Origin of the sequence: Streptacidiphilus anmyonensis, from assembly GCF_000787855.1 — a bacterium.
Lineage (GTDB): Bacteria > Actinomycetota > Actinomycetes > Streptomycetales > Streptomycetaceae > Streptacidiphilus > Streptacidiphilus anmyonensis.
On sequence record NZ_BBPQ01000002.1, the window covers coordinates 67,706 to 85,982 of the forward strand.

Annotated in this window: 20 protein-coding genes; 12 read left to right on the forward strand and 8 right to left on the reverse strand. The window is 72.5% G+C overall.

The genetic code is table 11. The annotated features are described in order from the left end of the window. Positions 1-100: 100 nt before the first annotated feature. From TR50_RS02935 to TR50_RS02955, 5 genes are all read left to right on the forward strand, one after another. Positions 101-1,519: an aldehyde dehydrogenase family protein gene (locus TR50_RS02935; RefSeq protein WP_042413539.1), complete on the forward strand. Its 1,419-nt coding sequence runs from the start codon at positions 101-103 to the stop codon at positions 1,517-1,519. Between the two features lie 144 nt (positions 1,520-1,663). Next, the gene (locus tag TR50_RS02940; RefSeq protein ID WP_042413543.1) at positions 1,664-2,794 is read left to right on the forward strand and encodes a Zn-dependent alcohol dehydrogenase; all 1,131 of its coding nucleotides are present in this window, start codon (positions 1,664-1,666) and stop codon (positions 2,792-2,794) included. A 123-nt stretch (positions 2,795-2,917) separates the two neighbouring features. Further along, the gene (locus TR50_RS02945) at positions 2,918-4,168 is read left to right on the forward strand and encodes a sensor histidine kinase (protein WP_042413546.1); all 1,251 of its coding nucleotides are present in this window, start codon (positions 2,918-2,920) and stop codon (positions 4,166-4,168) included. Continuing rightward, entirely contained in the window at positions 4,156-4,806 is a 651-nt protein-coding gene (locus tag TR50_RS02950) for a response regulator (protein ID WP_042413556.1), read from the forward strand. The genes TR50_RS02945 and TR50_RS02950 overlap by 13 nt, the downstream gene beginning before the upstream one ends. A 160-nt stretch (positions 4,807-4,966) precedes the next feature. Further along, positions 4,967-6,046 (forward strand): monodechloroaminopyrrolnitrin synthase PrnB family protein, encoded by a 1,080-nt coding sequence (locus tag TR50_RS02955; protein WP_152648223.1) that lies wholly within the window; start codon positions 4,967-4,969, stop codon positions 6,044-6,046. Here the strand turns inward: TR50_RS02955 and TR50_RS02960 are convergent. After that, positions 6,018-6,812 (reverse strand): methyltransferase domain-containing protein, encoded by a 795-nt coding sequence (locus TR50_RS02960; RefSeq protein WP_042413559.1) that lies wholly within the window; start codon positions 6,810-6,812, stop codon positions 6,018-6,020. The genes TR50_RS02955 and TR50_RS02960 overlap by 29 nt on opposite strands. A 156-nt stretch (positions 6,813-6,968) precedes the next feature. On the opposite strand from TR50_RS02960, the gene TR50_RS02965 reads away from it, so the two are divergent. Further along, complete coding sequence (locus TR50_RS02965; protein ID WP_042413563.1) at positions 6,969-8,582, forward strand: peptide chain release factor 3; 1,614 nt, start codon at positions 6,969-6,971, stop codon at positions 8,580-8,582. Here the strand turns inward: TR50_RS02965 and TR50_RS02970 are convergent. Together TR50_RS02970 and TR50_RS02975 are read right to left on the reverse strand one after the other, a co-directional pair. Next, entirely contained in the window at positions 8,579-9,550 is a 972-nt protein-coding gene (locus TR50_RS02970; RefSeq protein ID WP_042413565.1) for an RNA polymerase sigma-70 factor, read from the reverse strand. The genes TR50_RS02965 and TR50_RS02970 overlap by 4 nt on opposite strands. Positions 9,551-9,607: 57 nt before the next feature. Next, positions 9,608-10,084, reverse strand: coding sequence for a carboxymuconolactone decarboxylase family protein (locus TR50_RS02975; RefSeq protein WP_042413568.1), 477 nt, complete (start codon positions 10,082-10,084; stop codon positions 9,608-9,610). Positions 10,085-10,324: 240 nt separating this feature from the next. On the opposite strand from TR50_RS02975, the gene TR50_RS02980 reads away from it, so the two are divergent. After that, complete coding sequence (locus TR50_RS02980; RefSeq protein ID WP_152648224.1) at positions 10,325-11,227, forward strand: hypothetical protein; 903 nt, start codon at positions 10,325-10,327, stop codon at positions 11,225-11,227. Between the two features lie 12 nt (positions 11,228-11,239). Here the strand turns inward: TR50_RS02980 and TR50_RS02985 are convergent, their stop codons facing one another. Continuing rightward, positions 11,240-11,611 carry an ArsC/Spx/MgsR family protein gene (locus TR50_RS02985; protein WP_042414408.1) on the reverse strand — a complete coding sequence of 124 codons (372 nt, stop codon included), beginning with the start codon at positions 11,609-11,611 and terminating at the stop codon, positions 11,240-11,242. 74 nt (positions 11,612-11,685) lie between these two features. On the opposite strand from TR50_RS02985, the gene pnuC reads away from it, so the two are divergent. The 3 genes from pnuC to TR50_RS03000 all read left to right on the forward strand — a co-directional run bounded on the left by pnuC (position 11,686) and on the right by TR50_RS03000 (position 13,850). Continuing rightward, complete coding sequence (gene pnuC / locus TR50_RS02990) at positions 11,686-12,342, forward strand: nicotinamide riboside transporter PnuC (protein ID WP_042413573.1); 657 nt, start codon at positions 11,686-11,688, stop codon at positions 12,340-12,342. Beyond that, positions 12,339-13,454: an AAA family ATPase gene (locus tag TR50_RS02995; protein WP_042413577.1), complete on the forward strand. Its 1,116-nt coding sequence runs from the start codon at positions 12,339-12,341 to the stop codon at positions 13,452-13,454. Before pnuC ends, TR50_RS02995 begins: the two co-directional genes overlap by 4 nt. Before the next feature lie 81 nt (positions 13,455-13,535). After that, a complete protein-coding gene (locus tag TR50_RS03000; protein WP_042413580.1) occupies positions 13,536-13,850 on the forward strand; it encodes a putative quinol monooxygenase in 315 nt (104 codons plus the stop codon). A gap of 121 nt (positions 13,851-13,971) precedes the next feature. Here the strand turns inward: TR50_RS03000 and TR50_RS03005 are convergent, their stop codons facing one another. Genes TR50_RS03005 through TR50_RS03010 form a run of 3 tightly spaced genes read right to left on the reverse strand, consistent with a single transcriptional unit; the run spans position 13,972 to position 15,957 of the window. Next, on the reverse strand, positions 13,972-14,490 hold the full coding sequence (locus TR50_RS03005; protein WP_042413583.1) for a SixA phosphatase family protein: 519 nt from the start codon (positions 14,488-14,490) through the stop codon (positions 13,972-13,974). Between the two features lie 40 nt (positions 14,491-14,530). Continuing rightward, positions 14,531-14,653, reverse strand: coding sequence for an SGM_5486 family transporter-associated protein (locus tag TR50_RS49640; RefSeq protein WP_268874044.1), 123 nt, complete (start codon positions 14,651-14,653; stop codon positions 14,531-14,533). A 17-nt stretch (positions 14,654-14,670) separates the two neighbouring features. Continuing rightward, entirely contained in the window at positions 14,671-15,957 is a 1,287-nt protein-coding gene (locus tag TR50_RS03010; protein WP_042413585.1) for a CynX/NimT family MFS transporter, read from the reverse strand. Positions 15,958-16,060: 103 nt separating this feature from the next. Here TR50_RS03010 and TR50_RS03015 point away from each other — a divergent pair, with 103 nt between their 5' ends. Continuing rightward, the gene (locus tag TR50_RS03015) at positions 16,061-16,726 is read left to right on the forward strand and encodes a FadR/GntR family transcriptional regulator (RefSeq protein WP_042413589.1); all 666 of its coding nucleotides are present in this window, start codon (positions 16,061-16,063) and stop codon (positions 16,724-16,726) included. Between the two features lie 39 nt (positions 16,727-16,765). Beyond that, positions 16,766-17,368 (forward strand): hypothetical protein, encoded by a 603-nt coding sequence (locus tag TR50_RS03020; RefSeq protein ID WP_042413592.1) that lies wholly within the window; start codon positions 16,766-16,768, stop codon positions 17,366-17,368. A 138-nt stretch (positions 17,369-17,506) separates the two neighbouring features. Here TR50_RS03020 and fabI read toward each other — a convergent pair whose 3' ends face one another. Next, the gene (fabI, locus tag TR50_RS03025) at positions 17,507-18,277 is read right to left on the reverse strand and encodes an enoyl-ACP reductase FabI (RefSeq protein WP_042413595.1); all 771 of its coding nucleotides are present in this window, start codon (positions 18,275-18,277) and stop codon (positions 17,507-17,509) included.

The following is an 18,277-nucleotide window of genomic DNA, read 5'->3' on the forward strand; positions in this document are numbered from 1 at the left end:
ACGTGACCTGTGGCACTCGGAAGGGGCCTTGCGCGCGGGCCCGTCCGCGCCTTGACTAGCACTGCTAAGTTTTCGTCGCGCGCGGCCCGGAGGGACGAAGGTGGAGACCTACACCGACCAGTACATCGGCGGCGGCTGGCGTCCCTCACTCGGTGAGGGGACGATCACCGTCCTCAACCCGGCCACCGAGGAGGCCCTCGCCGCCGTCGCCGCGGGCGACGCCGCCGACGTGGAGTCCGCCGTGGCCTCGGCCCGCGCCGCGCAGCGCGCGTGGGGTGCGAGCAGCAGGGAGACCCGGCTCGGCTACCTGACCGCGATCCGCGACGGCCTGGCCGCGCACCAGGAGGAGATCGCCGCCACGGTCACCGCCGAGCTCGGCGCGCCCATCGGCTTCTCCACCGCCGTCCACGCGGGCCTGCCGCTCGCCGTGGCGTCCGGCTACGTCGAGCTGCTGGCCTCCTTCGAGTTCACCGAGCGCGTCGGCAACTCCACCGTCTACCGCGAGCCGGCCGGCGTCGTCGGCGCAATCACGCCATGGAACTACCCGCTGCACCAGATCGTCGCCAAGGTCGTCCCGGCGCTGGCGGCGGGCTGCACCGTCGTGCTCAAGCCGGCCGAGGACACCCCGCTGGTCGCCCGCCTGTTCGCGCGGATCGTCGACGAGGCGGGCCTGCCGGCGGGCGTCTTCAACCTCGTCACCGGCCTCGGCTCCGTCGCGGGCGCGGCACTGGCCGCGCACCCGGACGTGGAGCTGGTCTCCTTCACCGGCTCGACGGCCGTCGGCCGCGCCATCGCCGAGCAGGCCGGGCGCGGTGTCAAGCGCGTCGCGCTGGAGCTGGGCGGCAAGTCGGCCAACGTCGTCCTGCCCGGCGCGGACCTGGCCCGCGCGGTCAACGTCAACGTCGGCAACGTCTTCGCCAACTCCGGCCAGACGTGCAGCGCGTGGACCCGCCTGCTGGTCCACCAGGACCAGTACGAGGAGGCCGTCGCCATCGCGGCCAAGGCCGCGGCCAAGTACGTGCCCGGGGACCCGACCGACCCCGAGACCCGCCTCGGCCCCGTCGTCAGCGCCAAGCAGCGGGACCGCGTCCGCGGCTACGTCCAGGCCGGTCTCGACGCGGGCGCGCGCCTGGTCGCGGGCGGCGTCGACGCCCCCGAGGGCGCCGAGCGCGGCTTCTTCGTCCGCCCGACGATCCTGGCGGACGTGACGCCGGACATGACGGTGGCGCAGGAGGAGATCTTCGGCCCCGTCCTGTGCGTCCTGGCCTACCGCGACGAGGACCACGCGGTGGAGCTGGCCAACGGCACGGACTACGGCCTGGCGGGCGGGGTCTGGGCGGCGGACGAGGAGTCGGCCGTCGCGTTCGCGCGCCGGATGGACACCGGGCAGGTGGACATCAACGGCGGCCGCTTCAACCCGCTGGCACCGTTCGGCGGCTACAAGGGCTCCGGCATCGGCCGCGAGCTCGGCCGCCACGGCCTCGAGGAGTTCCTGCGGACCAAGTCGCTGCAGTTCTGACCCCAAGGGCGCGAGGAACCGCCGATATGCGGCTGCGGCTGCGCCGCGTGGGCGCGACAAGCCACCCACCCACCTCCGTAGCGCGCCGAACGCGCGGGGCCATCCGCACAGGGTGGTTGCTCACGCAGCTCCTCGCGCCCCCAGATGGGGCAACCATCCGATGATCAGAAAGGCTCCCCCCTCGTGCCGACGACGGTCCGCGCCGCCCTGCTCCCCTCCGTGGGCGCAGCCCTCGAACTCACCGAGATCAGCCTGCCCGACCCCGGGCCCGGCCAGGTGCGGGTGAAGCTCGCCGCCGCCGGCGTGTGCCACTCCGACCTGTCGCTCGCCACCGGCGTGCTCCGCGCCGCGACCCCGGTCGTGCTCGGCCACGAGGGCGCGGGCACCGTCGTCGCCGTCGGCGAGGGCGTCACGAAGGTCGCCCCCGGCGACTCGGTCGTACTGAACTGGGCGCCGGCCTGCGGGCACTGCCACCTGTGCGGGCTCGGCGAGCCCTGGCTGTGCGAGAACTCCTACGCCGCCTCCGTCGAGACGTACGCGAGCCGTGCGAGCGACGGCTCCGACGTGTATCCCGGCCTCGGCGTCGCCGCCTTCGCCGAGGAGACGGTGGTCTCGCAGAGCGCGATCATCCCCCTCCCGCAGGGGGTCCCGCTGGACGCCGCCGCGCTGCTCGGCTGCGCGGTGCTGACGGGCTACGGCGCGGTCCACAACGCCGCGCGGGTGCGCGAGGGCGAGTCCGCCGTCGTCTTCGGCCTGGGCGGCGTCGGTCTGGCCGTGCTCCAGGGGCTGCGGATCGCCGGGGCGGGGCCGGTCGTCGCGGTGGACGTCACGCCGGAGAAGGAGGAGCTGGCCCGCCGTCACGGCGCGACGGACTTCGTCCTCGCCGACGAGCAGACGGCCAAGACCGTCCGCAAGCTCACCGGCGGACACGGCGCCGACCACGCCTTCGAGTGCGTGGGCCGCTCCGCCACGATCCGCGCCGCCTGGAACTCCACCCGCCGCGGCGGCCGCACCACCGTCGTCGGCATCGGCTCCAAGGACGACCAGGTCGCCTTCAACGCCCTGGAGATCTTCCACTTCGCCCGCACCCTGACCGCCTGCGTCTACGGCGACGGCGTCCCGGAGCGCGACGTCCCGATCCTCGCCGACCACGTCCGCGCGGGCCGCCTCGACCTCGACGCCCTCATCACGGACCGGATCGCCCTGGACGACATCCCGGCCGCCTTCGACCGCATGCGCGAGGGCAAGGGCGGCCGCTCACTGGTGGTCTTCTAGCCAGTGCGCCTGACCGCGTGGTGCCCGGCGGCGGTGACCACACAGTTGGAGTACCTAGGTTCACCATGGGACCGGGTACAGGATTCATGGCACCGTCCTCCTGCGGTGCCCTAGCGTCGTGGCATGACGATTCCAGCAGGACTGAGACGCACGGTCCTCCGGGCGCGGCGGGACACCGGCTTTCTTGCCGCTGGTGTGCTGCCGCACCTGGCGCTGGTGCCCGTGTGGGCCTGGGCGGCGACGACGACGACCGCCAGGACGGGGAACTGGCTCCTCACGGTTTCCGTGTCGGCCGTCCTGGTCCTGCTCGGCACCCCGGTGCTGACGGCCGTTCATCGGGCTCGTTACCGGGTGCTCATCGGTGTGGACGTCCCCCGGCTCACCCCCACCGCGCCGGAACAACGGACGTGGGCCTCGACCGCCCGGTGGCTCACGGCGACGCGGCCGTGGCGCAGGATCGGCTACCACCTCCTGCTGGGCCCGCTGCTCGCGCTGCTGGAGCTGCTGGTGCTCGCGGAGGCAGCGGCGTGCCTGGCGGGCGTCATCGCCTGCACCTGGTCATGGGCGCTGCCCACCGGAATCCGCCAGGACTGGTTCGGCTACCCGACCCAGCTGCCGGCTTACACGGCGGCTGGACTCCTCCTCCTGTGCACCCTGCCCTGGACCGCGCGGGCAGTGGCCGGGGCCGAGGCGCGGCTGGCGTTGGGCCTGCTCGGGCCCAGCCGGGCGCAGCGGCTCCAGGAGCGGGTCGATCAGCTGGCCGTGAGCCGGACCGACTTGATCGAGGCCGTCGACGCGGAGCGCCGCCGGATCGAGCGCGACCTGCACGACGGCACCCAGCAGCGGTTGGTTTCCCTCGCGGTCAACCTGGGTCTGGCCATGGCCACCCGCCCGGACCTGCCGAGTGATGCCCGTGAGGTGATCGCGAGAGCGCATCTGGAGGCGAAGGAGGCGATCGTCGAACTCAACGACCTGGTGCGGGGGCTGCACCCGGCCGTGCTCGAAGACCGAGGTCTGGACGCGGCGTTGTCCGGGCTGGCTGCCCGCACGCCCCTGCCGGTGCGGCTGCGGGTCGATCTGGAGGACCGGGTGGCGCCCGACGTGGAGTCGGTCGCGTACTTCGTGATCTCTGAGGCGCTGACCAATGCAACCAAGCACGCCAACGCGATGCGCGCGGAGGTGACCGTCCGTCAGGTCGGCGAGGTGCTGCGCGTGCGCGTGACCGACGACGGGCTGGGCGGTGCCGACGCCGCCGTCGGCACGGGGCTGACCGGGCTGGCCAAGCGGGTCGGCTCCCTCGACGGGGCCTTCCACGTCAGCAGCCCCGTCGGCGGGCCCACCACCGTCACCGCGGAGCTGCCGTGCGCGCGGTGATCGCCGAGGATTCGGTGTTGTTGCGGGTCGGCCTGATCAAGGTGCTGGAGATGGGCGGGTTCCAGGTCGCCGCGGAAGCCGGCGACGCCGAGGGGCTGTTGGCGGCAGTGGCGGAGCACCGGCCCGAACTCGCCTTGATCGACGTCCGAATGCCGCCCGGCTTCACCGACGAGGGGGTGCGGGCGGCGATGGAGATCCGTCGGCGCTGGCCGGGGACGCCGGTGGTGCTGCTTTCGCAGTACGTGGAGGAGCGGTACGCGGCCGACCTGCTGTCCGCGAACACCAGCGGTGTGGGCTACCTGCTCAAGCAGCGGGTTGCCGATGTCGCCGACTTCGTGGCGGCGGTCCGGCGAGTGGCGGACGGGGGCACGGCCCTGGACCCTCAGGTCGTCGCCCAGTTGCTGCTGCGGCGCGACAGCGACCCGCTCGCGCGGCTGACCCCCCGCGAACGGGAGGTGCTCGGCCTGATGGCCGAAGGGCGTTCCAATGCCGGCATCGCGCAGGCGCTGGTGGTCAGTGAGAGCGCCGTGGCGAAGCACATCAACAACATCTTCGCCAAGCTCGACCTGCCCGTGGTCGACGCGGACCACCGCCGCGTCCTGGCCGTGCTGCGGTTCCTCGGAACGTCCCGGGCCTGACCTTCCCGACTCCTCTTCCATACGCAGTTCGTAGCGGAACAGCCGCTCCGAATAAGTCCCGACCTCGGAATGGCGCATTCCTCCCCCAGTTCCGTTCGCAATCACATGAATTGCACGCACACCTGTGCGAGAGTGTGATCAACTGGGGGAGGTTGGGATTGTGCAATTAACTGATTCGTTCTGCCTCGATGTCGCCGTGCGGGACCCGCTGAGGGCGGACGACCTGCTGGCCGCACTGCCCGAGGTCAACGCACGCGCGGACACCGAAACGCTGGCCCGCATGCTGGGGGATCTGGCCGACGCCGCCGCACACGCCGAAATCGGCACCACCGGGGACCGGCTGGCCGCCATGCGGGACCTGGGGATGCTGCTCGGCTCGCTGCGCAGGCACGAAGTGGAACCGCTGAGCGCCGTACCGCGGGCACAGCCGTTACTGCTGGATCTCGGCGCCGCGGTCGGCATGGCGCCCCGCGACACCGTGCTGCACTACGGCCCGTGGAATCCGACCGGGCCCCGGCGCCGGATGTACCTGGGAGCGGCGGAGGAGCACGTTCTGATCGACTCGGTGCTCCGCACCGCCCCCGCCATCGAGCAGGCGGCGCTCCACCTCGCGGAGCTCACCGAACTCGACCCGGCCGGGCCCGAGTTCGCGGAGGTCTGCGCCGCCGCGGACCAGCGGTTGGCGGTGCTGCCCGAGATGATCGGACGGGTGGCCCGGGAGGTCGACCCGTCCGCCTTCTTCGCGGCCCGCCTGCGCCCGTACATGGAGGACGTCCTGATCGACGGGCACCGCTACTACGGGCCGGCGGCGGCCCATGTGCCGTTGTACCTCGTGGACCACCTGCTCTGGTCCTGCGACCGGCCCGATCCCGTCCAGGCCGCGCTCCAGGAGGAACTGGTCGAGTACGGCCTGCCCGACTGGGGCCGGCTCTACCGCAAGCACGTCAGCGGCGCCTCGGTGGTCACCGCCCTGGTCGAGCGGCTGCGCGGCGCCGGGCCGGAGCCGGACGCCCAGCTGCTGCGCTCGGCGGACGCGGTCGCCCGGATCCTGCGGACGCTGATCACCTTCCGCGGCCGCCATGTCCGGCTGGTCCGGCAGGCGTACACCGACGCCACCCCGTACGGGACGGGCAGCGCCGGCGCGGCGCCCGAGGTGGTCCAGCTGATCCTGGACCTCACCCGCCAGTGCGCCCAGCAGCTGCGACCCCGACTCAGCCGACCCGTCGACCCCAGGCCGTGACCATGAAGTTGGGCACGTGCATGACGCCCTGACGTTCGGTCAGTTCGATCGTCGCGTCGAGGTCGGCATCGGTCAGCAGACCGGTGCCGACCAGGCGCGGCCGAAGCCTGCGCAGGGTCAGCCCGAGGAAGGCCGTGCCCCCGGGCAGCAGCGGAGCGTGCACCCGCGCGGCCACCTCGACCAGCCCGGCCGACGCCAGCGCCTCGGGCAGCCGACGTCCATATCCGGCGTCCACTCCGGCCGCGGTGAACGCCGCCTCCAGCGCCCGGAACAGCCGCCCCGCCAACTCCTCGGAGCCGGACGGCCAGTACCGCGCCACCGCGTCGGCCATCGGGCCCTCGACGTCGAAGTCCTCCAGCACCACCCAGCCGCCGGGGCGGGCGGCGGCCACCAGGCGCCGCAGCGCCTCGTCCCGCTCCGGGATGTGCTCCACCACCGCACGGGCGTGCACCAGATCGAACGCGCCCTCCGGCAGCGGATCGGCCATCAGGTCGTGCTGCCGCACCTCCAGGCCGGGAACGTCCACGCCGAGCGCGAAACGCGGATCCAGATCCACGGCCAGCACCCGGCCGGTGCCGCCGACCCGCTCCGCGAGCCAGCGTGCGACGCTCCCGGCTCCGCACCCCACCTCCAGGCAGCGCCACCCCTCGCCGACGCCCAGCGCCGCGAGCCGCTCCCTGGTCGGGCCGTCGTAGACGGCCTCCAGCGAAGCCAGGCGATCCCGCTCGCTCTCCCAGGTCTGTTCGAACACATACGACTCAACCATCGGCGCTCCCCCATTGTGCGTCGCGGATCTTGGCCCACTGTATCCGAGCCCGCTCCGCATCCGAGCCCGCTCCGCCCGGCCGGGCAGGTAGAGTGGTGCGGTTGCCCCGAACGGCATGCCGTAGAACGAGACCGTGCGAAGGACCTGAGGAACGACGTGAGCACCGACTCCCCCGCCACCGCTGCCCAGGTTCTGCAGGAGGCCTCGCGCCGCCGCACCTTCGCCGTCATCTCGCACCCCGACGCCGGCAAGTCGACGCTGACCGAGGCGCTGGCGCTGCACGCGCAGGCGATCACCTCGGCCGGCGCCGTGCACGGCAAGGGCGGGCGCAAGGGCGTCACGTCCGACTGGATGGAGCTGGAGCGGGACCGAGGCATCTCGGTGACCTCCGCAGCGCTGCAGTTCGGGCACCGCGACCACGTGATGAACCTCGTCGACACCCCCGGCCACGCCGACTTCTCCGAGGACACCTACCGCGTGCTGTCCGCGGTCGACTGCGCGATCATGCTGGTCGACGCGGCCAAGGGTCTGGAGGAGCAGACCCGCAAGCTCTTCTCGGTCTGCCGCCACCGCGGCGTGCCGGTGATCACCTTCATCAACAAGTGGGACCGCCGTGGTCGCGAGGCGCTGGAGCTGCTGGACGACATCCAGAACATCCTGGAGATCACGCCCGTCCCGCAGGTCTGGCCGGTCGGCAACGCGGGCAACTTCCGCGGCCTGGTCGAGGCGGCGGACACCGAGCAGTTCCTGAAGTACACCCGCGTCCCCGGCGGCACCCACGAGGCCGTGGAGGAGCGGATGGACGCCGCCGCGGCCGAGACCGTCGAGGGCGAGCTGTGGCCGACCGCGCTGGAGGAGCTGGAGCTCGCGCTCGACTCCGGGCCGGGCTGGGACCCGCAGGCCTTCCGCGAGGGCAAGATCACCCCGGTCTTCTTCGGCTCCGCACTCACCAACATCGGCGTCCGGCTGCTGCTCGACGCCGTCGTGGACCTGGCCCCCTCCCCCGACGCGCGCGAGATGGCCAACGGCGACCGCCGCCCGGTGGAGGAGGAGTTCTCCGGCGTGGTGTTCAAGATCCAGGCCAACATGGACCCGGCCCACCGCGACCGCATCGCGTTCATCCGCGTCTGCTCCGGCGTCTTCGAGCGCGGCATGAACGTGACCCGCGCCGCCTCCGGCCGCTCGCTGGCGACCAAGTACGCGCACACCGTCTTCGGCGCGGAGCGCACCGTCGCCGACATCTGCTACCCCGGCGACGTGGTCGGCCTGATCAACGCGACCGCGCTGCGGGTCGGCGACACACTCTTCGTCGGCAAGAAGGCCGAGTTCCCGCCGCTGCCGGCGTTCGCCCCCGAGCACTTCGCCGTGGCCCGCCCGAAGGACATCAGCCGCAGCAAGCAGTTCCGCAAGGGCATCTCGCAGCTGGACGAGGAAGGCGTCGTCCAGGTCCTCACCTCGGACCGCCGCGGCGACCAGGCCCCGGTGCTGGCCGCCGTCGGCCCCATGCAGTTCGACGTCGTGCTGCACCGCATGGAGCACGAGTTCTCCTCGCCGATCGTGCTGGAGCGCCTGCCCTACTCGCTCGCCCGCGTCACCGACGCGGCCGGCGCGGACGTGCTGAACAAGGCCCGCCTGGTCACCGGCGAGCCGCTGACCCGCCGCAGCGACAACGCGATGCTCGCGCTGTTCGGCGACAAGTGGCAGCTGAACAGCTTCGTCCGGGGCAACCCGGACGTGAAGCTGGAGACGCTGATCGCCACCGCGGACTAGCGACTCCCGGAGGGGCGGTTGCCGGACGGGCGGTTCCCGGAGGGGCGGTTCCCGGACTGGCGGGCCTCCCGGAACTCGCGGGAGACCTCCCAGGCGTCCGCGACCGGGCCGACGTGGCCCAGCTTGTCGGGGTTGAGCACGATGCGGATCGCCTGGATCTGCCCGTCGAGCACGTCCAGTTCGAGAGTGTGCAACACCTTCCCGTCGCGGTCGCGGACGATCGCGCCCGGCTGGCCGTTGATCGCGTGGGGCTCGGTCGTGAGACCGAGCCGGGCCAGACCCGGGAAGACGGCGGCCAGCAGCCGGGCCACCTTGTCGGCGCCCATGATCGCCCGAGCCAGCTGCGGAGCCTTGCCGCCGCCGTCGCCGACCATGGAGACGTCGGCGGCGAGCAGGTGCCGCAGGCCCTCGACGTCGCCCTCGCGCAGCGCGTCGAAGAACCGCGCGGCGAGTTCCTCACGCTCCTTGCGGTCGGCCTCGAAGCGGGGCCGGCCGGCGTTCATGTGACGCCGGGCCCGCACCACGAGCTGGCGGCAGGCCTCCTCGGAGCGTCCGACGGCGGAGGCGATCTCGGGGAAGCCGAAGTCGAACACCTCACGCAGCACGAAGACCGCCCGCTCCAGCGGGCTGAGCCGCTCCAGCAGCAACAGCGCCGCTGTCGAGACGGAGTCGGCCAGCTCGGCCGAGCGGGCCGGGTCCTGGTACGGGTCGACGAGCAGCGGCTCGGGGAACCACGGCCCGATGTACTCCTCCCGCTGGACCCGGGCGGAGCGCAGCACGTCGATGGAGATCCGGGTGACCACCGCGGAGAGGAAGGACTTGGTCGACCTCGGCTCGGTGTCGGTGGCCTCGAAGCGCAGCCAGGACTCCTGGACCGCGTCCTCGGCCTCGCCGACGCTGCCGAGGATCCGGTAGGCGATGGAGAACAGCAGCGGCCGCAGCTCCGCGAACTCCTCGACCTTGCTCATTCCGCCGTCCTTTCCCTTTTCCCCGGCCCGCCTGCCCTGCCCTGTTCTGCCTCTGTCTCAGTGCAACTGCCCGGCGACGTAGTCGCCGACGCACGGCTGCCGGGTGATGATGTTCATCCGGTTCACCATGTTCATGAACCCGATGTGGATCACCAGCGCGGTGAGCTGGTCGGCGTCGAAGTGCCGGGCGGCGTTCTCCCACACCCCGTCGCCGACCCCTTCGGCCGCGTCCGCGACCCGGGTCCCCTCCTCCGCGAGAGCGAGCGCGGCCCGCTCGGCCTCGCTGAAGACGGCGGCCTCCCGCCACCCGGCCACCAGCGCCAACCGCACCGGGCTCTCGCCGGCCGCGAGCGCCTCCTTGGCGTGCATGTCCAGGCACACGGCGCAGCCGTTGATCTGGCTCACCCGGGTCGAGACGAGCTCCTGCAGCGTGACCGGCAGCCCCGACTCCCTGATGATCTTGCCCGCGGCCATGAAGTGCTTGAGGGCCTTGCCGGAGACGGGAGCGGCGAAGAAGTCGAGTCGCGCGTCCATGGTGTGTTCCTCCGTACTCGTGAGTGCCTACACCCCCGAGACGACCGAACCCTCCCGCCCGTGACATCACCGCATGTGACCTGGCCCACACCCGCAAGGTCGCGGCGCGCTCGACGGTGGTCGGCGCGGCCCGGAGCAACCGCCACGCCGCCCCCTGCGTCAGGGCCGTTGAGCGGATCGTTCGGCGCGGCAGCCGAGCGGGCTCATGTCCTGATCACCGGCCCGATCCCGGGGGGAAACATGTCTTCATCCGAACCGTCCGACACAGTGCGGCAGTCCGACGCAGTGCGGCAGTCCGGCGGCGGCAGGCGCCGTCGGCGTACGGCGTTGGCGGCGCTCACCGCGACCGGCGGTTTCCTGGCGGCCTCGGCCGTGTTCGCGCCCGCCGCCCACGCCGGCCTCGACGCGCCCATGTCCACCTACTTCGACCAGCACTGCACCACCGTCGGCGGGGTCCCGACCGACGAGATCACGGTCAACGTGGAGAACCTGGGGCCGCAGAACGGCCTCACCTCCACCGGCGTGATCGTCGCCTACAGCGACGTCGCGCCCGGCAACGTCGTCACCCGCACCGGCAGCTCGGGGCAGAGCTTCGACGCGAGCCGGCACAACACCACCTTCACCTTCGCGGTCCCCGACTCGAGCGCCGCGGACAGCCTCAGCCTCAAGGTGACCGGGTTCTGGAGCTCCCCGGCGGAGCCGCAGGACACCGACACCTTCACGGCGCCGCTGACGGGCTGCGTCGCGGGCGGTTCGCCGTCCTCGGCCGTGTTCTCCGCCAGCTCCTGGCCCTTCTCGTCGGCGTCGGCCACCGCGACGTGCGGCGTCCGCTACATCTACGTCCTGCACGGCGGCATCATCCGCCTCCCCTGGGAGACGGTCACCGTGCACGCGGGCCCGGACAACAAGAACCTCACCGGCGCCGCGTACGCGGGCATGCCCGCCTGGGTGGACTACTGGACCGACGGCGGCAGCACCGGCTACACCCAGGGCCAGACCGGCTCGTTCGACACGAACGGCAACGCGACCCTCAGCTTCACCGTCACGCCCACCGCGGGGACCGAACTCAACCTCATGGTGAGCTCGCGGACCAGCGACGGCCGCACCTTCCCGCAGCACCTCTGGGCCCCCGCCTGCTCCTAGCGCCGGCCGCGCTCAGGACTTCGGCAGCACCTTGGCGAGCTCCTCCTCGGTGCGGCCGACGACCGTCGTGCCGTCGTCGGCGGTGATGATCGGACGCTGGATCAGCACCGGGTGATCCGCGAGCGCCGCGATCCACCGCGCCCGCCCGGAGGCGTCGCGCGGCCAGGCCTCACGGTCCTTCATCCCGAGGTCCTTGGCCGCCTGCTCGTCGGTGCGGGTGATGTCCCACGGCTCCAGGTGGAGCCGCTCCAGCACCGCCTCCAGCTCGGCGACGCTCGGCGGCTCCTCCAGGTAGCGGCGCACGGTGTACTGCGCACCGGCGGCGTCCAGCTCGCCGATCGCGACGCGGCACTTCGAGCAGCGGGGATTGATCCAGATCTCCATGGGCGCCAGCCTACGCGCGGCGCCCACGGGGATTGCGCACGGTGACCGCCTCCATTATCGTCACTCTGACATTAATGGAGGCGATCACCATGGACGTGCTCAACCACGTTCTCTTCCACCTCGGCGAGGACGCCGTCACCTGGGCGGAGCTGCTCGGGTTCGTGACCGGCGCGGTCTGCGTCTGGCTCTGCGTCCGGGCGACGATCTGGAACTTCCCGACCGGCATCGCCAACAACATCTTCTTCCTGGTGCTGTTCTGGAACGCCGCGCTGTACGCCGACGCCTCGCTCCAGGTGGTCTACCTCGTCCTCGGCGCGCTCGGCTGGTGGCAGTGGCTGCGCGGCGGCGCGCAGCGCTCCCGGCGGGCGATGGGGCACGCCGCACCACGCACCCTTCTGGTGCTCGTCGCCCTGGTCGTGCCCGCCGCCTGGGGACTGACCGTGGTGCTCCGGCAGGCGCACGACATCGCGCCGTTCTGGGACGCGCTCACCACCGCGCTGTCGCTCGCCGCACAGTGGCTGCTGAACGCCAAGCAGGTGGAGAACTGGTACTTCTGGATCGCCGCCGACCTGGTCTACATCCCCCTCTACGCCGTCAAGCGGCTCGACCTCACGGCCATCGTCTACTGCCTCTTCCTGGCCATGTGCCTGGTCGGTCTCCGTGACTGGCAGCGTCGGCTCAGGGCTCAGGGCGCCCCGACCGCCCCGGCGGCCGTGGCGGTGTCGGCATGAGCGGGCGGTTCCGGCACGGGCTCGTGATCGGCAAGTTCTACCCGCCGCACGCCGGCCACCACTTCCTGATCCGCAGCGCCGCGGACGCCTGCGAGCGCGTCACCGTCGTGGTGATGGCCGCCGACGTCGAGTCCGTCCCGCTGGCCGAACGCGTCGGCTGGATCCGGGAGTTCTGGACCGACGAGCCGCACGTGCGGGTGGCGGGCGTGGCGGACGACCTCACCGTGGACTACGACAGCGACGAGATCTGGTCCGGCCATGTCGCCCTGATGCGCGACGGCGTGCGGCTGGCCGGCCACCAGCCCCTCGTGGACGCGGTGTTCAGCTCGGAGCCGTACGGGCTGGAACTCGCCGACCGCTTCGGCGCCACGGCCGTGCTCCTGGACACCGGACGGGACACCTTCCCGGTCTCCGGCACCAAGGTCCGCGAGGACCCGGTCGCCGCCTGGGACCAGCTCGCCCCGCCCGTACGCGCCTGGTTCGCGCGCCGCGTGGTGGTGCTGGGCGCCGAGTCCACCGGGACGACGACGCTCTCCCGCGACCTGGCCGCCGCCCTGCGGGCCCGGGGCGGCGTACACGGCGCCACCCGCTGGGTGCCCGAGTACGGGCGGGAACTGACGGCGGCGAAGCTGGCCGCCGCCCGGGGCCGGGCCCGCGCGGCCGCCGCCCCGGAACCGACCGTCTTCGACCTCGACTGGGACGACCGGGACTTCGACCTCGTCTGCCGCCGACAGCTGGAGGCCGAGCAGCGTGCGGCCCGTGACGGCGGGCCGGTGCTGGTCTGCGACACCGACGCCCTGGCGACCACGGTCTGGCAGGAGCGCTACCTCGGCGCCACCTCCCCCGCCGTGCGCGCCTTCGCCGAGGCCGTCCCGCCGCGGGCGCTCTACCTGCTGACCTCGCCCGAGGGGGTGGCCTTCCACGACGACGGCCTGCGCGACGGCGAGGACATCCGGCCGTGGATGCACGAACGCTTCCGCGCCGTCCTGGCCGCCCAGGGCGTCCCCTGGCTCGAACTGCGCGGCGACCGCGAGGAACGGCTCGGCCGGGCGCTCACGGCGGTGGACGCGATGCTGGCCGGGGGATGGGCGCTGGCGGACCCCCTCGGCTGAGGTCGGGAACACCACCGGGACGGGCGCGGTTGGCCCCGACAGGAATGGCAGGAGCCGGCCGCAACCGAAGGAGAACCGCCGATGTCCGTCGTCGTCACCGCCGTGGTGCACCCGAAGCCCGGCAAGCTGGAGGATGCGCTCGCCGTCTACGGCGCGTACGTCGACGCCGTGCACGCCGAGCCCGGATGCGAGCTGTACGCGCTGCACACCGACGGCGCCTCGATCGTCGTGATTGAGAAGTGGGCCTCGCGGGCCGATCTCGACGCGCACGCGAAGGGCGAGGTGCTGGCGCGGCTCGGGCCGGAGCTGGACGCGTTGCGGGAGCGGCCCGCGGACGTCACCGTGCTGGAGCAGCGCCCGGCCGGGTCGGACGCGGCGGGCAAGGGTTCGCTGTAGCGAACGAAACGGTTCGTCCACTCACCTGTTCGGGTGAGTTCGGACGCGCCTGAAACAGCGGATCCCCCGTCTCCGTCGCCGGAGCCGGGGGATCGCGCCCTGCGTCAGCCTCGGGGACGCGTCACTCGACCGGCGCGTGGAACGCGCGGAGGCGGCCGACGCCCGGTTCGAGGGCCTTCCACGGGCCGGGGACGTCGATCACCGCGACCCCGGCGGTCGGGAAGCCGGTGGCGCGCAGGCGGGTCAGGGAGTCGTCGTCGAACTCGCCGGAGAGGATCTCCGCCAGGCCCTGGACGCCGGGGTTGTGCCCGACGAGCAGGACGGTGTGCACGTCCTCCGGCAGCTCCTGGAGGATCTCGATGAGCAGGCCCGGCGCGGCCTCGTACAGCCGGTCGTCGTAGACGGTGCGGGGGCGCTGCGGCAGCTCGTGCGCGAAGAGCTTCCAGGTCTCCCGGGTGCGCGTGGCCGTCGAGCAGAGGGCCAGGTCGGGCGTGATGCCCGCGACCGCCAGCCACTGGCCGGCGGTCGGGGCGTCCTTGCGGCCGCGGTCGGCCAGCGGCCGCTCGTGGTCGGGCACGGCGGGCCAGTCGGCCTTCGCGTGCCGGAGGACGATGATCGTGCGGGTCGTGTCGACGCTCATGACTGCCAGCTTCCCAGAATCAGGACGAACCGGCAGGGGCTCACCCCATGTTGGACGCGATCGTCGCGATGATGCCGATGACCACGAGGATCGCGCCGATCAGCGCGAACATCTGGAGCAGCTTCTTGTTGCCGCCGGTGGGGTTCGGTTCGAGAACTGGCATGACGACGAGTGTGCCACTCACACCTCGTCCTCGATCTGCCGGGGTCGTCCGGCACGCAGGCCGAGCACCAGCTGGACCGCCATCAGCCCGGCGAGCAGCGCCAGTGCGCCGTGCCAGCCGTGCTCGCGCTGGTAGAGCACGCCGATCAGGACCGGGCCGGGCACCGAGATCAGGTAGCCGACGCCCTGGACGAAGGCGGACAGCTTGGCGACGCCCTCGGAGGTGCGCGAACGCAGCCCGATCATGGTGAGCACGAGCGGGAAGGCGCAGTTGGCGATGCCCAGCAGCAGCGCCCACAGCCACGGCGCGGCCCCGGGCGCGAAGGCCAGCCCGGCGTAGGAGGCGAGCCCGCAGGCGGCGAGGACGGCCGCGACCGGACCCTGGTGCGGCAGCCGCGCGGCCAGCGAGGGGATCAGGAAGGACAGCGGCGCGCCGACGGCCATGGTGACGGCGAGCAGCAGGCCGGACTCGGTGGCGGAGATGCCGGAGTCCTGGAAGATCTGCGGCAGCCAGCCCATGGTCGCGTAGGCGGCGGTGGCCTGGAGGCCGAAGAAGACGCCGAGCAGCCAGGCGGTGGGGCTGCGGGTGATCCGGATGCGCGGTGCGTGGGCGCTCGGCGCCCCGGCGCCGTCGCGGCCCAGCATCGCCGCCTGCGCCAGCCAGAGCACCAGGGCGACGGCCGCCGCGCCCGACCAGACCCCGAGCCCGACCCGCCAGCCGCCGCCCAGCGCGCTGGTCAGCGGCACCGCGACGGCGGCCGCGACGGAGGTGCCGAGCGCCAGCGACATCGAGTAGAGGCCGGTGACGGGGCCGATCCGGTCCGGGAAGTAGCGCTTGACCAGCACCGGCATCAGCACGTTCGACACCGCGATTCCCGCCAGCGCGAGCGCGCTCAGCAGCAGGAAGGCGGCGCTGTTCGGGGCGAACGAACGCGCGGCGACGCCGAGGGTGATCGCGCCCATGCCGAAGCAGACGGTGACGGCGGGCCCGAGCCTGCGCGCGAGGTGCGGGGCGGCGAGGCCGACGAGCGCGAAGCAGAGCGAGGGCAGCGCGGTCAGCAGACCGGCCACGCCGGCGTTCATGTGCAGCGAGCCGCGCACCTGGTCCAGCTGCGGCCCGAGCGCGGCCACGGCGGGGCGCAGGTTGAACGCGGCGACCGCGAGGGCGAGCGCGAGCAGCCACCGGACGCGGACCCTGGCGGCGGGCGACGGCGCGGCGACGGGGGAAGCGGCGGGCGACGTGGGGTTCTTCCGGGCGGATGTGAGGGGCGCGGCGGCAGGCGCGGTGGACGACTCGGCAGGCATGAGGGGATCATACAATCATGGGATGAATCCGGAGAACGGTTTTCCCGCCCCGATCGGAGCGGGATGATGTGTCAGGATCGGAAACGAACGGATCAGGAGTGACATGGCCCTCACGACGCCCCGGCGCGAGCCGCTGGCCGATCAGGTGATCTCGCAGCTGCGCGCGCAGATCACCTCTGGCGAGTGGCCCGTCGGCTCCCGCATCCCCACCGAGGCGGAGCTCGTCGAACGCCTCGGCGTCGCCCGCAACACGGTCCGCGAGGCCGTGCGCGCCCTCGCGCACAACGGCCTGCTCGACATCCGCCAGGGCTCCGGCACATACGTGCTGGCCACCAGCGAGTTGGCGGGCGTAATGCACCGCCGCTTCGCGGAGGCGGAGAAGTCCGAGGTGACGGAGCTGCGCCTGGCGCTGGAGGCCGCCGCGGCCCGCCTCGCCGCCACCCGCCGCACCGCGCAGGACCTGCGCCTGCTCGGCACCGCGCTGAACCGCCGCGAGGAGGCCTGGAGTTCGGGCGACGCCGAGGCCTTCGTGCTCAACGACGCGGCCTTCCACCAGGCGGTCATGGCCGCCTCCCACAACCGCGTGCTGTCGGACCTCTACGCCGACCTCGGCGAGGTCCTGCGCGCGGAGCTGCGGCAGACGGTCGGCCCGGTCCTGGAGGAGCACCGGTACGTGAGCCACGCCGGCATCCTCGACGCGATCCGCGACGGCGACGCCGAACGCGCGGCGGCGGAGGCGGCGAACGCCCTCCAGCAGTGCCGGAGCTGACACGCCCGCTGTCGGTGGCGCCTGGCAGGATCTGCGTCCATGGAGTCCATGGAGATCGACACGCTGCTGCGGCGGCTGGCGGACGAGCACGTCCAGGAGTGGGACCGCCCCGAGGAGTTCCAGCGCGCCGGTGACCTGACGGTCGCCGGGAGCGTGGTGTTCAGCTGCCCGGAGCCGCCGGAGTGGTACGAGTGCGGCGACGTGCCGCCGGGCGAGTACCCCGTCTACATCGGCACGGTCCGGCGCACGGACCAGGAGAGCGGCGACACCTCGACGTTCGTCACCATGGTGTTCGTCCCGCTGGCCGACCCGGGGGCGATAGGCGGGGCGGGCTTCGAGGACGCGGCCGAGGACTGGCAGCCGTTGGGCGCCGCGACCGGCTTCCTGTGGGACTCGACCGCGATGGACTCGTTCCGGCCGGGCGGCACCCCGCCGAAGGGGTTCGCGGACCTGGACGCCTTCGTGGCCCACGTCGAGTCGGAGCTCGGCACGTCGGGCGCGGCCTGGGTGAGCGTCGTGGCCGACGAGGAGACCGGTGCCAACGTCCTGGCGTTCCCGGTGCTCGACGAGTCGGCGCTCTGCTTCGAGGCCCACGACGAGGACGGCAAGCTGCTCGCCCTGCTCTACACGGGCTCGCTGTGAACGCGCAGTGAAGGCGAGCAGTGAAGGCGAGCAGTGAAGGCGAGCAGTGAAGGCGAGCAGTGAAGGCGAGCAGTGAAGGCGAAGGGCGCGGGGAGCAAGGCTCCCCGCGCCCTTCGACCCGGTGCTGCCAGGTCGTGCCTACGCGCCGATGGCGTGCAGGCCGCCGTCGACGTGGATCATCTCGCCCGTCGTCTTCGGGAACCAGTCCGACAGCAGCGCGACGACGCCGCGCGCGGCCGGCTCCGGGTCCGTCACGTCCCACTCCAGCGGGCTGCGGACGTTCCAGGTGTCGGCCAGCTGCTCGAAGCCGGGGATGGACTTCGCCGCCATGGACTTGATCGGGCCGGCCGAGACCAGGTTGCAGCGGATGTTCTGCTTCCCCAGGTCGCGGGCGAGGTAGCGGGAGGTCGACTCCAGCGCGGCCTTCGCCGGGCCCATCCAGTCGTACTGCGGCCAGGCCACCGTCGCGTCGAAGGTCAGGCCCACGATGGAGCCGCCCTCGGCCGGCATCAGCGGGAGGCAGGCCATCGCCAGCGACTTCAGCGAGAACGCGCTGACGTGCATGGCCGTGCCGACCGACTCCCACGGGGTGTTCAGGAAGTTGCCGCCCAGGGCGTCCTGCGGCGCGAAGCCGATCGAGTGGACGACACCGTCGAGGCCGCCCAGCTCCGCGCGCACGGCGTCCTCCACGGACGCGAGGTGCTCGGCGTTGGTGACGTCCAGCTCCAGCACCTTGGTGGGCTTCGGCAGCTTCTTGGCGATGCGCTCGGTCAGGCTCGGGCGGGGGAACGCGGTCAGGATGACCTCGGCGCCCTGCTCCTGGGCCAGCTTGGCGACCTGGAAGGCGATGGAGGACTCCATCAGCACGCCGGTGACCAGGACGCGCTTTCCGTCGAGGATTCCACTCAT

Coding starts and splice junctions, on each gene's coding strand:
- TR50_RS03010 (WP_042413585.1), bottom strand. CDS start 15,957: ATGCCTGCCGAGTCGTCCACCGCGCCTGCCGCCGCGCCCCTCACATCC.
- TR50_RS02960 (WP_042413559.1), bottom strand. CDS start 6,812: ATGGTTGAGTCGTATGTGTTCGAACAGACCTGGGAGAGCGAGCGGGAT.
- TR50_RS03005 (WP_042413583.1), bottom strand. CDS start 14,490: ATGAGCGTCGACACGACCCGCACGATCATCGTCCTCCGGCACGCGAAG.
- TR50_RS03000 (WP_042413580.1), top strand. CDS start 13,536: ATGTCCGTCGTCGTCACCGCCGTGGTGCACCCGAAGCCCGGCAAGCTG.
- TR50_RS03015 (WP_042413589.1), top strand. CDS start 16,061: ATGGCCCTCACGACGCCCCGGCGCGAGCCGCTGGCCGATCAGGTGATC.
- pnuC (WP_042413573.1), top strand. CDS start 11,686: ATGGAGGCGATCACCATGGACGTGCTCAACCACGTTCTCTTCCACCTC.
- TR50_RS02985 (WP_042414408.1), bottom strand. CDS start 11,611: ATGGAGATCTGGATCAATCCCCGCTGCTCGAAGTGCCGCGTCGCGATC.
- TR50_RS49640 (WP_268874044.1), bottom strand. CDS start 14,653: ATGCCAGTTCTCGAACCGAACCCCACCGGCGGCAACAAGAAGCTGCTC.
- TR50_RS02995 (WP_042413577.1), top strand. CDS start 12,339: ATGAGCGGGCGGTTCCGGCACGGGCTCGTGATCGGCAAGTTCTACCCG.
- TR50_RS02945 (WP_042413546.1), top strand. CDS start 2,918: ATGACGATTCCAGCAGGACTGAGACGCACGGTCCTCCGGGCGCGGCGG.
- TR50_RS02975 (WP_042413568.1), bottom strand. CDS start 10,084: ATGGACGCGCGACTCGACTTCTTCGCCGCTCCCGTCTCCGGCAAGGCC.
- TR50_RS02980 (WP_152648224.1), top strand. CDS start 10,325: ATGTCTTCATCCGAACCGTCCGACACAGTGCGGCAGTCCGACGCAGTG.
- fabI (WP_042413595.1), bottom strand. CDS start 18,277: ATGAGTGGAATCCTCGACGGAAAGCGCGTCCTGGTCACCGGCGTGCTG.
- TR50_RS02970 (WP_042413565.1), bottom strand. CDS start 9,550: ATGAGCAAGGTCGAGGAGTTCGCGGAGCTGCGGCCGCTGCTGTTCTCC.
- TR50_RS03020 (WP_042413592.1), top strand. CDS start 16,766: ATGGAGTCCATGGAGATCGACACGCTGCTGCGGCGGCTGGCGGACGAG.
- TR50_RS02940 (WP_042413543.1), top strand. CDS start 1,664: ATGGGGCAACCATCCGATGATCAGAAAGGCTCCCCCCTCGTGCCGACG.